General features: G+C 47.8%; 10 protein-coding genes and 1 pseudogene. All 11 read right to left on the bottom strand.

Annotated elements, in window-relative coordinates; all coding sequences use genetic code 11:
• Position 1 precedes the first annotated feature (1 nt).
• Entirely contained in the window at positions 2-184 is a 183-nt protein-coding gene (gene asp4 / locus O3627_RS10790; protein ID WP_002917455.1) for an accessory secretory system protein Asp4, read from the bottom strand.
• The gene (gtfB, locus tag O3627_RS10795; RefSeq protein WP_002917457.1) at positions 177-1,529 is read right to left on the bottom strand and encodes an accessory Sec system glycosylation chaperone GtfB; all 1,353 of its coding nucleotides are present in this window, start codon (positions 1,527-1,529) and stop codon (positions 177-179) included. Before gtfB ends, asp4 begins: the two co-directional genes overlap by 8 nt.
• Positions 1,513-3,033, bottom strand: coding sequence for an accessory Sec system glycosyltransferase GtfA (gtfA, locus tag O3627_RS10800; protein ID WP_002917458.1), 1,521 nt, complete (start codon positions 3,031-3,033; stop codon positions 1,513-1,515). The genes gtfB and gtfA overlap by 17 nt, the downstream gene beginning before the upstream one ends.
• Positions 3,034-3,045: 12 nt before the next feature.
• Positions 3,046-5,427: an accessory Sec system translocase SecA2 gene (gene secA2 / locus O3627_RS10805; RefSeq protein WP_002917459.1), complete on the bottom strand. Its 2,382-nt coding sequence runs from the start codon at positions 5,425-5,427 to the stop codon at positions 3,046-3,048.
• Positions 5,420-5,899 (bottom strand): accessory Sec system protein Asp3, encoded by a 480-nt coding sequence (gene asp3, locus O3627_RS10810; protein ID WP_002895934.1) that lies wholly within the window; start codon positions 5,897-5,899, stop codon positions 5,420-5,422. Before asp3 ends, secA2 begins: the two co-directional genes overlap by 8 nt.
• Positions 5,896-7,425, bottom strand: coding sequence for an accessory Sec system protein Asp2 (gene asp2, locus O3627_RS10815; protein WP_343091831.1), 1,530 nt, complete (start codon positions 7,423-7,425; stop codon positions 5,896-5,898). The genes asp3 and asp2 overlap by 4 nt, the downstream gene beginning before the upstream one ends.
• Entirely contained in the window at positions 7,415-8,995 is a 1,581-nt protein-coding gene (asp1, locus tag O3627_RS10820) for an accessory Sec system protein Asp1 (protein ID WP_268686378.1), read from the bottom strand. The genes asp2 and asp1 overlap by 11 nt, the downstream gene beginning before the upstream one ends.
• Before the next feature lie 8 nt (positions 8,996-9,003).
• Positions 9,004-10,227, bottom strand: a complete 1,224-nt coding sequence (secY2, locus tag O3627_RS10825) for an accessory Sec system protein translocase subunit SecY2 (protein ID WP_268686377.1) — start codon at positions 10,225-10,227, stop codon at positions 9,004-9,006.
• A 32-nt stretch (positions 10,228-10,259) separates the two neighbouring features.
• On the bottom strand, positions 10,260-11,264 hold the full coding sequence (locus O3627_RS10830; RefSeq protein ID WP_101771199.1) for a sugar transferase: 1,005 nt from the start codon (positions 11,262-11,264) through the stop codon (positions 10,260-10,262).
• 16 nt (positions 11,265-11,280) lie between these two features.
• Complete coding sequence (locus O3627_RS10835; RefSeq protein ID WP_295506861.1) at positions 11,281-14,505, bottom strand: SP_1767 family glycosyltransferase; 3,225 nt, start codon at positions 14,503-14,505, stop codon at positions 11,281-11,283.
• 344 nt (positions 14,506-14,849) lie between these two features.
• Positions 14,850-16,286, bottom strand: a pseudogene (gene srpA, locus O3627_RS10840) (serine-rich repeat glycoprotein adhesin SrpA); the annotation flags it as partial.

Genomic DNA, 16,286 nt, shown 5'->3' on the forward strand with positions numbered 1-16,286 from the left:
TTTATTTCCTCAAGGCTCCAATCAATGTAAAAATCAAGCCAATCAAGATCATCAAGCCCAAGGCGATGACAAAGGCCTTGTTGAGATTTTCACCCAAGCTAGTTTTTTCTTTCTTGGGCTTGCCATGCTTAAGCTCATCTAACCGCCCCTCAATATCCTTATGAAATAAATCTTTTTTAGCCATATTGACCTCCTAACAAGCTTTGGAGAGTCTCCTGATAAAGACTGACGGGTACATCGTTGGCATGCCGACCTTGAGCTTGCAAAGCTGACCGCATCTGCTCAACACCAGATAAGGCTTCTTCCAAAGTTGATGCCAGTTGAGCTGGCTGGCTGCTGTCGAAAATATGCTGTTGGGCAATGTAGTGCCTGTCATGCAGGGTCTGCTCAAAGCCTAGAATCAAGAGATTGTTCTCAAAAGCCTTGCGCACTGCCTGCAGGACCTGACCTCCGTGATTGATGTCCAGATAAATGTCCGATTCCAAGTAGAGCTGCTCGATCTGCTTGAGACTGGCATTTTGATAAAGGACGACATTTTTATAGGACAGCATAGACAAGAGTTTAGGTGACATTTCCGTAAGTGCTGCAATGCGAAAGACTAGCTGTGGCAGGGACTGAACCAAGGTCTCTAAGCCTTCAATCTGATCTGAATGGGTCAAGATTAAGGCATCTTTTCGTAGGTAGTTGTCCCGCTTGAAGTCATAATGATAGCCCAGATGCAGGAACTTCTGCTGCTGGTCAGTCGCTGCCAGACTCTTGGCCTTTTCATAAGTTGCTAAATCTGGAATGACAATGGTCTGCGCCCGCAGCTGACTATTTTCTAGAATCAGCTGCATATTGCCCGGAAGCTCATCATACAGAGGTTCCTGCCAAAAGAGAATATCCTGCCCAGCTCGGCCTGTCAAGCTGTGGGAAACTAGGAAAGAATAAGCCAGCGAATTAAAGAGAATGTGATCCAAGTCAAAGTCTAGCCGCTCTAAAAAGAAATGGATAAAATCTACTCGGCTTTTAAAAATCCGCAAGGGCTCTTGGTCCAGAGTCAGGATGATGTCACCAGTGGCATGATTTTCCACGATGCGCTCCTGACCGTCTGTGCTATAGTAGGTTGTGTTGAAAGCCTCCTGGCCTGATTTATAGGCTGTTTTGGCAAAGCAGCGGCCTTGCTTATTATAGCGCTCACTCAGTCGCAGCTGGCCTTTTTTATCCAGCCAATCCACCTGTTTGACCAAGCGACCCTTGGCCTGACTTGCATAGTGAATCCGTGCTCTTTCTTCTCCCATGTCACTGACACGCGCCGACTGATGGTCACCTGTGATTTCCCAGAAAGGGGGCACTGGCACTTGATTGAAAAAAAGCGGGTGGTCTACTCCCTCTTCATCCCCTAAAAAATAAGTATAGGGGGAAATCATATTGTCCGGGAGAAAGCCATTGGCCTCAATGACAATGGTCGGACAGTCATAGCCAGCTGCAAGGAGGGAATCATGCAGATCCTGGGTTTCCTGATTGTAATAATCAAAGAGCTGAATCATCTCTGACCTCCTTTAAAAGCTGGGACCAAGCCGCTTCAACCCGGCTGGTCAAATAATTCTCGGCCACTTGATAAGAGTGTTGGCTCATCTCCTGCTGGCGTCCTTGGCTAAAGAGAGCTACTATTTTCTCCACAAAAGCAGCAATAATCTGGTCCTCGACCTGATTGGAACTAACCGGCAGCAGATAACCATTTTTACCATCATCGATAAAAGTCTGATTACCATAGCGGACATCAAAGCCGATGAGAGGCAGACCCGAGCCAACTGCTTCCATGAGCGTTAGACCAAATCCTTCGCTGGTTGAAGCCGTCAGATAAAGCTCATAGCCTGCATAAATCTGACTTAAATCCGCATGCCCTTTGAGCCGAATGTAGTCCTGAGCTCCTGCTTCCTCAATCCTGCGGCGCAGCTTCTCCTCTTCGCCCCCCTTACCGTAAATGTCAAGAGTCAGCTCAGGCAGCTGGGCTTGGGCTTGGACAGTTGCCGCCACTAGCCAATCAATATGCTTTTCCGTAGCGAGACGCGAAGCCGTAATCATAGAGAAAGGCTTGCGAGGCTCTTTGGGATAAGTCAGCTGGTCAAGACTCCCCACCGGTATGGTAACAATCTTGGGCTGCTTGCCCGAGTAATGCTGGAACTGCTGCTCTAGAATCGTTTTCTGAGCCTCTGTTGCCACGATGAAAAAATCCACCTTGTCAGCATTGGTAAACTGGTAGTCATAGAAATTATTCCAGAGAATGTAGTCGTCACTGCTGGCATTTTCACTAAAATGCTCCGCATGGACCACTACTCCTAGCTTAGCCTTCTGACTCTCCTCAAAGACAACCTGACCAATCCCAGTCTCCCTATCCAAGATAACTACATCATCTGCCTGCAGCTGCAAACATTGGAGAAAATAGCGAACCAGCTCAGCCTTGGAATAGAAAATCCGATCTGGAAAACGATAGAGCTCTTCTTGACCATCCTCTATCAACATGTCATAAGCCACACTGCCGTCTTCGTTGTAGAAACGGCGCTGGTAGAGGGTTGCAGCGTCATTGTGGGGTGCGAAGTATTCACTGGCATAGCGGACATATGAGAAATAATCCTTGCGAATCAATCTCCCCCGCGAGACATACTCCACATGCTCCACAAAGTCCTGGTCTTCATGTCGCAGATAGCAAGTGATAAACTGATCATCCTGCGTATAGAAATAGCGGACAATCTTGCCCTCTCTCTCCGAGCGCTCCGGCTGACCTGCGACTTGAGCCAGCACCTGATCCAGCGTCACCGTCGTCGGTGCAATCTTGATATCAGTAAAGTAATTATAAAGCCAGATAACTTCCTCATCCAGAAAACCAATATTTTCCGTCAGATGCTGGATATTATCCGCTAAAATCATATCCATAAAGATAAACTTAGCCGGCTGCTGGATTCTGCGCAGAAGCTGGGCCCGATAAGCTTGGGCGTATTCCACACCGCTGCTGGCCCAGCCAATGCCTAAGTTGATGTTATATACTGTCATATTCTCCTCGTCTTACGGGAAGTACATGATGACTTCTCCTTTAGGGTTGAGTGCCAATTCACTCATCAAAAGATTCTTGACAATCTGCTGTTTCATGCGCTCCTTCATATATTCAAAGCCATCGTAAGCCTCTTGATAATATTCTACCAGAGGATTTTTCATAGAGAAATGCTGACCGCTTAAGGCTGTCTTGAGCTGCTGCAGATAGTCCACCTGCTCGACCCAGTTCTCATCAATAGCCTTGAGAACGGACACTCGCTGAAAATGGGTAAAGAGCTTGTCAGACTTGAGATAGGCTTTCTTTGCCTGTAATTCCTGCTCGGCAATATCCTGCAAGAGCTCTGCAATTTTCTCTGGCGAATAAATATCGAAATCATAAGGAATGCGCTCAGCATGATAGCTGAAATGGTCTAAAATAAAGCGATAGAGGTCAGCTCGCGTCTCATAGGACTGCTCATAGGCCGCCTGATGAATGACCTGACTGAGGACACGGCTGATTTCTTCATCAATCCGCTCTTCAGCTTGAATCAGACGATTGCGCTCAGCATAGGTAATCTCCCGCTGAATCTTCATACACTGGGCATATTCCAACGTCATCCGACGGGACATCTTGGCGTTGCTTTCGCTGGCTCTCTGGGCCTTAGCCACTAAGCGTCTGAAACAGCGCTTTCCCAGCTGGACTGGATGCTGCTGAACTTCTTCAGTTGAGTAGTCCTTATAGAACTTCTTGAGCCAGTCTGGTCCCCACTTCCTAAGCAGGTCATCCTCTAGCGAGATGAAGAACTTACTAATCCCCGGATCACCTTGACGACCTGAACGACCACGAATCTGTAGGTCAATCCGCTGGTTCTCCATCCGCTCGGTACCAATCACTACGAGACCACCTAAATCTGCGACACCTGGACCCAACTTTATATCCGTCCCGCGGCCAGCCATGGATGTAGCCACCGTCACCGCACCTTTCTGCCCAGACTCAGCGATGATTTGCGCCTCACGGGCCGCATTGTTGGCATTGAGCAGGTTATGGGCGATACCTTCTCTCAGCAGTAGGGATGAGTAAATCTCTGACATCTCCACTGAGCCGGTGAAAATCAAGAGCGGATTGCCTTGGGCATGGTAGTGCTTGACCTCGTCTAGTGAAGCAAAGACTTTTTCTGGCAGGGTCTGGTAAAGCTGGTCTGGTAAATCCTGCCGAATCACTGGCTGGTTGGTCGGGATCTTGATGACAGACATGGAGTAAGTTTCCATAAACTCGCTCTCCACCACCTTGCCGGTCCCGGTCATACCAGAGATTTTCCGGAAGAGCCGGAAGAGATTCTGATAAGTGATGGATGCCATGGCACGCGTTTCCTCTGTCAGCTTGACATGCTCCTTAGCCTCAATGGCCTGGTGCTGCCCTCCCTGAAGCCGGGTCATTTCCAGCAGACGGCCGGTTGAACGATCCAGAAGCACAACTTCTGCCTCTTTGTCGCCCTGCCGGACTACATAGTCCTTATCTTTCTTGTAAAGCTTGTGGGCCCGCAAGGCTAGATTGAGATGGCGGACCAACTCTTGATTTTCCTTAGAAAAAAGATGATCCAAGTCAAGAAAAGACTCTGCCGCTAAAATACCTTTTGATGTCAGCCAGACTTCATTCTTCTCGTCATCGTAGTGGTAATCCTCTTCTTCTTTCAAAGTCGTAATGAAAGTATCCATGATACCATAGAAGTTTGACTGAACCCGAGGAGCACCAGAGATAACCAAAGGCACCTGAGCGCTATCCAAGAGGATGGAATCAATCTCATCTATGATGACATAGTTGAAAGGGCTAAGGTATTGGCTATCCTTATTCTCTGCTAGATTTTCAATCAGATAGTCAAAGCCCAAGGCACTATTGGTCGTATAGACAATATCCGCCTGGTAAATCAGCCGCTTCTGCTTGGGCGTCAAATTTTCAGTCTCATCAGCTACTACCGCTGCCTCAATAGTCAGCCCCAGAAAACGATAGACCTGCCCCATTTCCTGAGCGTCCCGCAGAGCCAGATAGGTATTGGTAGTCACCAGCATAGCTCCTTGACCAGACAGGGCATTGAGATAGAGCGGCATGGTAGCCGTCAGGGTCTTACCCTCGCCTGTAGCCATCTCAGCGACATTGCCTTCATGGAGAACAATCGCACCCATAACCTGAACATCGTAGGGGAACATGCCCAGCACCCGCTTGTCCGCTTCCCGCACCACAGCATAAGCCTCCGGCAGTAAGTCGTCTAAAGTCTCACCTGCGGCCAATCTCTCCTTAAATTCCTGGGTTTTCTTTCGCAGGTCAGCGTCTGACAAGCCGGCTATTTCTGACTCAAAGCTCTTGACTTTGGCTAAGATTTTCTTTAAGCGCTGAATTTGAAAATGATTTTTAATCATCAGACTCCTCTATGATTTGGTCAATGTTTAGGCAATGAAACTCTAAGGACTCAACTCCTGCACTCAGCAGCTGAACCTTATAGCTATAGGCTTCGTTTGGGTAGGTAAAGATCATACTCTCCGAGCGCTCCACTTGATTGCTGATTTCTTTCTCATAACGGTCAAAAAAGATGATTTTCAGAAAGACGCTGGATTCAGGATAGGTGGTCATATCTCTAGACAGGCAATAGCGAGCTCCCTTTTTGAGCAAGGGGAGAGCAGGCACCTGCCGGTCTCGCTGATAGTTCCATTTGGAAGACCATTCATGGATGGTCTGGCCGGATGCCATCAGTTTATTTTCAAAAAATATATGTGAAGGGGAATGAATAATAAGGGTAGTGCCATAGAGATAGGTAAAGTCAGTCATTTTACCGGCTGCCGAAACCCCTCTCAGCTCTCCCCAGTAAATGCCCTTTCTTTTTTGAATGTTCATTTCTTTCTCCCAAATTCCTTTTCCAATATCATTCGATAATAATTTATAAACCAAGATACAGATACGCTGATATCGTCATTATGACGTCCCGGAACACCTCTGCTGATCAGCTTGGCCTCGGTCAGATGAAGAGCCGCTACTAAGTCCTCATAGGCCGTCGGATCATAGTCTTCTTCCTTCATATAGGCGATACCAAAGGTCGTCCGGCTGAAATCAGCCTTCTCAACTTTGCGCCAGTAGCGATGATTCAGCTCCTCTACGTGTTCCTGATCTTTGCCACCTGTGTGGAGATGAAGGACGTCGAAAGCTGTTGGAAAGACCTTAGGCAGGCGTAAGCGACCACGTTGGGCAATAGTGCCTAGATTTCCCAAGGGCTTGGACAAAACAATAGCTCGCGGACGAAACTCTGATCCGTAATAAACCGCACCGTAGGTCCCCATAGACATCCCCGACAGGATTAGATCCCGCTCGGTAAAGCCCAGATAGTCCAGATGCTCTTGGATAATCTTATGAATACCGCTCTCTAGCTCCTGACTGCCCAGATAGAACATACCGCCATCCACGCGCGGATCTGAAAACAAGAGAAAAGGACAGCCCAGACTCCGCATCATTCCGAAGCCCTCGAAGCCTTCCGCCCGACGGTAACCAGAAAAATAAACAGCCAAAGGCGGCTTCAAATCTCCCGGATAAAAGAAGTAATTAATCTCCTGACGGTGGCTATCGCGAAAAATCTTCCCACCCAGAACATACTTGCCAAACTCATAGCGAGTTAAGCGCTGATGCAGAGCCCCGACCTGAATCCGCCCCTCGCCTCTAGCCTCCAGACTGACACCCAGATAGGAAGTAAAGTCATTGTCCAGAACCATGGATTCCCGCATGTCCTCTTCTGTGAAAATAGTCTCGCGAGCAATATCTGCAGTCGAGCCTTCCTGGATATTATAGAGGCGCAGCCGCAGCTCACAGCTGCCGGACTTTTCATATTCAAGCCAGAGTTCAACTGGATTGAACTTATTGGCAATAATATTGTATTTCCAAGACAGGATTGGCTGAAAGTCCTGACCAAAGTCACCTTCCAGCTCCAGATTTTCATAGCCATTGTAGCAAATCTTGCCCCGAAATCCGGGACTGACCACCATATCAAGCGGGGTCATCTTATCGCCATACTGGCCGGAAAAGAGAGCCTTGGACAGCTTGCGGAGCAGGTCAGCTCGATCGCTCATATCCGTTGGCTGAGCACAGTGACGCTTAAGGAAGTACTCAATATCCGCTTCCTGGGTTTCCTGTTCCTGATCATAGAAAACTGTATAAGGAATAATCTTGGACTCAATCATAAACAAATCTGGAATCCGACGCAGGTCGTCCACCAGAATCGCATCAAACTTGACAATCTTATCCATTTCCATGACCTTTTTGATGGCTAGATTGGAGTTAGGAAAGAAATAATACCAGGCCATATTGTCTGGAATGGCAAGCTCCTTGCTCCAGTCGCTTGATCCAATCTGTAAGATTTTCAGCTTATTTTGCATTCTCAGCCTCCTTGAGCCACTGCTCCCACCGGCCAATCAGCTCCAGACCAGTATTATGATGGATTTTTTCAATGGAATAAATCAGGGCCTGGTTCCAATTTTTCAAACCTTCCAAGTAATAGTCTGCAGCAGTCGGCAGATCAGAGATAGAGTCCAAGATGTAGCCATTTTGCAGATGGGTCACATAGTCTGAGCCCACCAGATTGATCTGCGGAATCCCAGCAGAAATCCCAGCAATCTGTGTATAGAGATTGGGCTGCTCACTCAGGTCAATGATTAACCGTGTATCATCCAGCTCCTGAATCAAGCTGAGCTCGTCCGTGATATTCTTAATGGTGAAACGGAGATCCTGCTCCTGATTTTCCAGCAGGGCATTCTCAGCCTGCTCACTGCGGCGGTAGTTCTTGACAAATTCATAGCGATTCAGATACTCATCAATAACCTCCTGCACCTTGGTCTCCACCTTTTGGATTCCTTCCTGCCAAGCATTGTAAACACCGATAGTCAGCTCCGTATCCGGATGCTTGGCCACATAGTGGAGAACCTTGAAAACGGCATAGTCATTAAGCCCCTCTTCCAGATTAATCTGATAAAAAATCTTGGATTCGCGGCGGCGTTGGCTCTTGCCCAGCTGCAGACGGGTATCAAAAGGCGACAGGTAATGCACCTTCTGAGCCTGCCCAGGCAGGTAACGCTGAATAACCTTCTTGAAGTCCATACGATCAGTCAAGACTAAATCCGCCTGCTGTAAATCTGCTCCTAAAACTGGCCAATCCACTGTATGATTGCGCTCGTGGAAAAAGCTGAGAATGATTTGAACATTCTTGGGCAATAAGCGCAAAATGGCTTGAGTGTATAAGGGATGCGCTGCTAGGACAAACCGGCTGTCCTCTCCTGCATTGCGCTCGATATAGTGGCCCAATTTCTCCAAGATCAAGTCCGGCATCCGCTCATACTCCAGCTTATCAAAGTCCAGTAAGTAAGCAGGATTGACCTCTATCCGACTGTCGTCAGGCTTGAGATGCTCACGAATCCGCCAGTCACCATCCGGCTGCAGGTAGTCCTGATAAAGGGGCTGACCATCTTCATAATAGGTGATACTGGAGACAAAGCCCCGGTCATCAAAGATATAAAACTTGTCCAGCTGGTCATCCTTGAAAAACTTGATGAAGCTGATAAAGCCTTCTACTCCAAACTCGACATGGGCATAGAGCTGTCCCTGCCTGCGGACCATGATTAGAAAGGGCGTATAGACAAACTCACAGTCTGGTTCCCAGTCCAGATCCTTGATTTGCAGTACTTGCATTTCTTTAGACTGGATTCCCTGAATCTCATCAAAGACCGAGTAATAGTCCGTCTCAAAAATATCCTGCCGATGCAAGAGGTAACGGGCATGCGGCATATAGGCTGGCAAAAGCAGCTGGACTGGCAAATTTTCACTTTGAAAAATCCGAATCTGATGAATCGAGTCATCAAACTCCAGTCGCTGCATGGAGCGGTACCAAGGGACAATATCCCGGTGCCAAACCCGATCCCCACTGCCACTCCATGAAGGAATAAAGTAATACATAGTTTCTCCTACAACAATGAACGATAACGGTCATTAAGCGTCAAGGCATCCACCTCGTCCTTAATAGAAAAGACCATCCCGATAAAAATCATAAAAATCCCCGGAATCATACTGAGCCGCAGATAGCGAATGTCCAGAAGCACCACCAACATAGGCAGGCCAGAAATCAGGATAAGATAGAAAGCCCCCACTAGTGCAAAATAAGTCACCAAACCATTGATATAGCGACGGGTTGCTCCTCCCGGATAAACATTTTCAATATACTCTCCACTCTTTTGCATCCGCTCAGCAATCTGGTCGCCACTGATATTGATAAAGGCGAAGGCCAGTGCCAGAATGAAAATAGTCAACAGATAGAGAATAAACCAAGCTGGACTTCCCATAGACAGCGCTTCTATCCACTGCTCAATCAGCTGATTGTTCGGCTGAAGAAAGTGGATAATCAAAAGGAAATACTGGGGAATGCTGACCAAGGTCATAGCGTACATAATCGGCATCCCACCAGCAGGATTAAGACGGATATCCAGATAAGAGTATTTCTTAAATCGATTATGGATATTGATCTTATTGACTGGAATTCGGTACTTGGAGCGCTCGACTGTCACAGCCAGATAGAGAAAGACAAGGCTGAAAACCAGCAGAAAGGCCAGCCAAAGTGAAGAAATATTCAGCTCCTTAATGGAGTTCCAAATATCCTGCGGAATGTAGGCAATCATGCTGGCCATGACAATCATGATGGAGCCACCCAATCCCATGGCAGCATTCAAATCCGTCAGCCAGATGAGAAAGTAAGTCCCAGCCATCAAGACCAAGGTATCTAAGACGATAATCGTAATCATATCCACCCCACCTGCTTCTTGCAGTGGCAGGTTTAGGACCAGTGCCACAGACTGTATCAAGGCAATGACCAAAGTCAGCAGCATCCGCCGCCTTTCCTGCACTTCCAGAGGGAGCTTACTCAAGCCTAGGCGCTTGGACACAGCAAACATCTGCCAGATCAGCATAGAGGACATCCAAGGAGACAGGCCGACAGAAAAGAGCGACATACTGCGTAGATTTCCCCCCATCAGGGCTGTCGCATAGTTCAAGGTCGTAGAGGTTCCGTCCATGGCAGCTGCCTTACTCATATCGATGAAAGGCAGGGTCAGCTTGGTTCCCAAGACATAGATAAATAAGAAAAATAAGGTCCACAGAAACTTCTTGATAATGACCGGTTTAAAAAATGACTTCACACTGACTCCTCATGACGATGGCTGGAAAGGCTCTAAGATAAGACTTCCATCACCGCATCTACTAAGACTTTCTTGCTAAAATAACCTTCCTTGAGCAGGAAAGAGAACTTTCTAACCCGCTCGACCATAGCCTGATATTCCTCTGCAGTCAGATTTTCAACGATCCGACTGGCCTCTTCCAGACTGTCTACTACAAAGCCCAGACCGCGCTCGCGAATCAGCTCTGCATTGGACAGGTAAGAAGGGACGATGACCGGAATCCCAGCTGCCAGATAGGTGGCAGACTTATGAGAGATATTGAGACCGTAGTATTCCGGCTCGTCTGCTGGATTTTCCTCAACACCCCAGACCAGCCCCAGACCGCCCTTGGACAGCTCCAAGAGCAACTCTGGCCGGCTGACCCAGCCGCGATAGCTGACATTGGCCTCTGGATTTAACTCTTCCTCAGGCGAAAAAATCTCCAGCGGCGTAGCATAAGACCAATTAATCAGATGTGGAAAACGCTCCACACTTCCGGCAAAATACAGCTTAGGTGCAAACTGAGGCTGGTGCAGGGGCAAATCATAGGGATGATCCCACATGCGTTGGACCAAAATCTTGTCCACCGTCAGCCCCTCTGCCACTAGCTTATCCCGCATCTGCTCAGAAGGCACGATGACCGCATCTGACTGATTGTACATATCGATATACTCCGGCATCAGATAGTAGTTTGACGGGAACATCAGCGGCGGTACATCATGGATAAAGGTAATCAACTTGGCCTGCAAAATCTTGAGCTTGCTGATAAAGGCCTGGTCAAACTCCCGACCGTTCCAAGTCGGCGATTGATAGATAACCACATCGCCATAGCCCACACTAGCCATGATACCGTCCAGACGACGACTGAGCTCCGACTGGCTATCGCTGTAAATATCGTAAAAATAAAAACTCAGTTCATTGAAGCCCAGCTGCTTGGCTAGCTTGGTCACATCATTCTGGGCAATCAAAGCCGTACTCTGGCCAGACATACCGTATAGATTGGTAATATTAACTTTCATATTCTTTTTCTAATCTTCATTCCTGAGCCAGATTGGCAACAATCTGACTGTCATAAGCCTGGTCATCCCTAAACTCAATATCCTGATCAAAGTTGTGCTCAGCCGTATGCTTGTGCGACAGCTTGACCTTGTGGCTAGCTCCCATCTGGAACCATTCATACTCTGAGTCAATATGCCCAATATCCAGCGCTCGATAACCTTCCTGAACCAGATCATAGACCAAGACCTTGGCCGTCGGACCCAGCATGGTCAAAATCAGACGATTATCCGCATGCTCTCGAACAGCCTGCTTAATCGCCTCCAGCTTGCTGTAAGCATTGCGCGAAGGACAGATAATCCGCTTGATGGATTTAGCCCCATCAAAGAGGTCATTGCCCACACCAGAGCGAGAAGTCAAGCCCTCTACGATCAAGAGGTCCTTGTCCTTCCATAGCTGCTTGAGCTTTGCAAAATAGCCCGCAGACGGCGTCTTATCTTCCAAGTCAATATAAGGACGGGAAATAAAGGTCGATCCATACCAAGGTGCTCGGCAAATATTTTTATATTTCTCAAGAAAATGTGGCAAATGATTTAGACTCCAGAAATTCTGGGCATCGATGGAATAGCGCTCTAGCCCTGTAAAGACATCGGGCAGACAGATCATCAAATGCTCATCGCTTTCCATAGACATAATCTCTCTCAAGCGCGCTGACAGTTCTGGATCAAAGTCCTGATAGACGATACTACGCCCCGCAACCAAATCCATCTCCCCATCTCCAAAACGAACCACGGAAGCACCTTTCTCCAAGAGATAATCCAGCGACTGGTCGATAGAGAGCACAGAAATCTGCCGCTCCTCAGGCTCGGCTAAGCCCAGCTTCTCAATAGCCTGCACCATGACTTCAGGGTTATCAGCTGGAAAGACTTCCTGCCCCTGCTGGCCATGGACTGTACTATCAAAGGCAAAGACCGGCTTGCCAGCAGACTTAAAGCGGGCAATAATATCCCCGACCTCATCACCAGCATTGATATCCAGCAGCAGCTGAGACTTGGCTTCCAGCGACTCCAAGAGAGCCGGAATGCCCGCTATATCTGAACTGACGCTGACATTAGGATACTGGAGCAGACGCGTGATTGGCTCTGCTACCACTACCGGTGCAGCGATGTAGAAATGACAGACAGGCAGGGCTTGAATCAGATAGTTGATATGCATCAGGTCACAAGAGTAGGTGTAGACCAGGCAGGACAGGCTTGAGCCATCTTCACCTTCCACCATCTTTTGAGTCAGGGCTCCGACTGGCTCCTGCATATCCGACCAATCCAGTCCCTGATAGAACCACCAGACCTCACGATAGATGGACTGGGTATACTCTTTCCAAGGCTTGCGCTCGGTCAGATAGTGAATCACCGGCGGATAGAGACCTTTTTCTGGCTCATAGTCCGAAAAGGTCGTGTGCAGCGTAATACAGTTATAAGCAAAAGGCAGCTCCATCCAGCGGTTTTCAAAGAGCATATTGAGAATGCTTTGGTCATCCTGACTGACTTTATCATGTAAGTTATCAGTCATCTCAATCAATTGACCCGCAATATCGTTTTCTCTCCAGTAGTTCACATTAATTAGTAAAACACCTGAATTAAAAATCTGCTCGCCAAAGTATACTTCTCCACCCAGATCTCTTACCGCTCCAAGCGGATAGGAACCTAAATCGACTGCAAAAATTTCCGATAAATCACGTGTTACTACAATATCGCAGTCCAAATAAAGAGCTTTATCTTCCTCTACAAAAGTAGCCGTAAAATATCTCAAAAAAACTGAATAATGGATATTTGTCTTGTATTGACTAATATGACTGCCATCCACCCGAGCATTGACAATCTGGCAGTTCAGCTTGGCCAGCTTTTTCCGCATGCTGACAAACCACTCTGTCGGAAAGTCACTATTGATGACATAAAACTTGATAAAGCGATTGTGGCAGACGATGGACTTAATGGTGGTTAAGACCTGCTCACTATAGGCAGCATTAGCCGCCAGCACCACAGCCCGAAAGGCTTGCGGCTTCTCTTTTTTCATCAGACTGCGCAGCTTTCTCACCATCTCCTGAGGGTGCTCATGGGGATAGACCAGTTCTTCCTTTTCATTTTTCTTAGTATTGTCAAAAGCCAGAACTGGCTTGTCAAGTGCCTTGAAACGGCTGCTCAGTTCATAGTACTCGTTCCCATGGTGAATATCCAAATAGACCTGGCACTTATCAATGAGCTCATCCAGCACTGCATGGATAACCTGTGGATAGAGATGGATATTTTCATAGCGATCCAAAGAACGCAGATAATCTCCCATATCTGTGTAACAGGCTATATAAAAATGAACGCTAGGCAAGGACTGGGCTAAAAACTCAATCTGCTCTAACTCTTGCACATCTGTCAGGAGCATGCAGTTCAGAGCGGCCTGCTCCCAACGGTCCGGCAGCTCAAACTCTCCCCGATGATGGGCTGAAATCTCCGCCAAGCTCAAGGCCTGAAAGTCCCACCAAAGCTGACGGTAGCGATAGCTAACTTCCGAGTTCCAAGGCTTGCGAAAGGTCGTATAGTGGATAATCAGAGGTTCCTGATCCAGCTCAAAATGGCCATTCCAGCCACTGTAAAAGGCCACCAAGTCATGGCCTACCTGAAGATTGTAAATCTTATCCAAGGGCAGCCAGTCCTGAGCCAGCACATGATTTAAAACCGTCTGATCGCCGTTAAAATCCTCCATCTGGCCAGACTGAACCAAGCCCATGATGCGGTCCGTTTCCTTGATAAAGATCTCCTGCAGCTGCCTTTCTTTCCAAGCTCGATTATCAATTAGCAGAACGCCAGAGTTAAAGCCATAACCGCCGGCATCTCCAACCGCTGCCACAAGCTTACCTTCCAGAGGAATATCAAATAAAGGTTGCAAATCTCTATTGACCACCAGATCACTGTCCAGATAAAGGACGCGCTCCTCTGCCACAAACTGCGGAATGAAATAGCGAGCATATGCTGCTGAGCTGATATGGTCCTGAGTCAGCCACTCTGGACTGATAGTCACTTGCTCCAAGCAGATATTGACCAACTCACTATCCAGCTGCTCAGCCAGCTCATTAAAATCACGAAACCATTCGTCGCTTAATCCCTGATTGAAAACATAGATTTTTACATTTTTATTGTAATATAAAATCGACTTAATTGCAGTCGAAACTTGCTCCTGATAGGCCTGATCACCAACCAAAACAATCGTTTTCATTTTTTCCCTTACTCTTTCATTTCATAAACTCTAAAACATCATTTCTATACTTGATATTATATAAAATATTGTCCAAAAAATCTATATTCTCAAGGACTTTCCTGCAGAATAAAGAACACTTTTTTCTACTAAATTGTCAAAAAAACAGGAAGTTGTCAAAACTTCCTGTTTCTATTGCCTCTCGGTTTCTTTTACTAATTCCTAATCTAGGATTTTAGGAAGCAAGCACCAGAAATTATCAAGTTATTTCCTTTACAACTTGCTCTGCCCATCACTTCCACAGCTCACTAACTTAGTGAACTTTTGACGGACTACAAAGATAAACTGATTGGCTCTATTTACTGCTACTCCTCAGAGTCGCTTTTCTTTTTACGTCTCTTGAAGGCCAAGCCCAATGCTCCTAAGCCTAAAGCCAGGATGGAAGCCTTGCTCTCCGTTTCCCCTGTCTGTGGCAGACGACCTCTGGAAATCAGATCCAGCTCAGACTGTCTTGCTGAAGCGGACAGACTTTCAGATGTGCTCTGACTAGCGGATAGGCTCGTAGACAGGCTTTCCGATACAGACTGACTGACACGAGCAAGCTCGCTGAGACTGACTGCTGCTGACAGTGACTCGCTAGTAGAAAGGCTGAGTGAGTAGAATTCCTTCTCATGAACCAGATCCAGCTGACTATGCAAGACTGATGTGCTGGTGCTTACTGAGGTAGACTCACTGATTGACTGAGAATCACTAATCGAAGCACTTTCTGAACCAGACAGACTAGCCGAAGTGCTGGCAGATTCTGAGGCACTTACTGAAGCAGATATACTTGCCAACGCTAAAGCAGATGCACTTACTGAAGTGGATTCGCTCGTTGAAGCGGATGCACTGGTTGATGCGGATGTACTTGCTGATACTGATGCACTGGTTGATGCGGACATACTTGCGGATACTGAAGCGCTCGTGGAGGCAGACTTGCTTGCGCTCACTGACGCACTTGTAGACGCGGACGTACTTGCACTCACTGATGCACTTGTCAATGCAGACGTGCTGGCTGATACAGATGCACTCGTTGAGGCGGACGTGCTGGCGCTCACTGACGCACTTGTAGACGCGGACGTACTTGCACTCACTGATGCACTTGTCGATGCAGACGTGCTGGCTGATACAGATGCACTCGTTGAGGCGGACGTGCTGGCGCTCACTGAAGCACTGGTCGATGCAGATGTGCTTGCTGATACAGATGCACTCGTTGAGGCGGACGTACTTGCGCTTACGGACGCACTCGTGGAAGCAGACATACTTGCTGATACGGACGCACTCGTGGAAGCGGATGTACTTGCTGATACTGATGCACTGATTGACGCTGATTCACTCGCTTTCGCAGATGAACTAGTTGAAGCTGACGTGCTTGCACTTACGGATGCGCTCGTTGAAGCAGACGTACTTGCGCTCACTGACGCACTCGTTGAGGCGGACGTACTTGCAGATACCGATGCACTCGTGGATGCAGATGTACTTGCAGATACTGACGCGCTCGTGGACGCTGAGGTGCTTGCGCTTACTGAAGCACTCGTTGAGGCGGACGTGCTAGCACTCACTGAGGCGCTCGTTGAAGCGGACGTACTTGCACTTACTGATGCACTCGTTGAGGCGGACGTGCTAGCACTCACTGAGGCGCTCGTTGAAGCGGACGTACTTGCGGATACCGACGCACTGGTTGAAGCAGACGTGCTTGCGCTTACTGATGCACTCGTCGATGCGGACGTGCTTGCTGAAACTGATGCACTCGTCGATGCGGA

Source organism: Streptococcus sp. 27098_8_82 (assembly GCF_041431615.1).
GTDB classification, from domain to species: Bacteria; Bacillota; Bacilli; order Lactobacillales; family Streptococcaceae; genus Streptococcus; species Streptococcus sanguinis_K.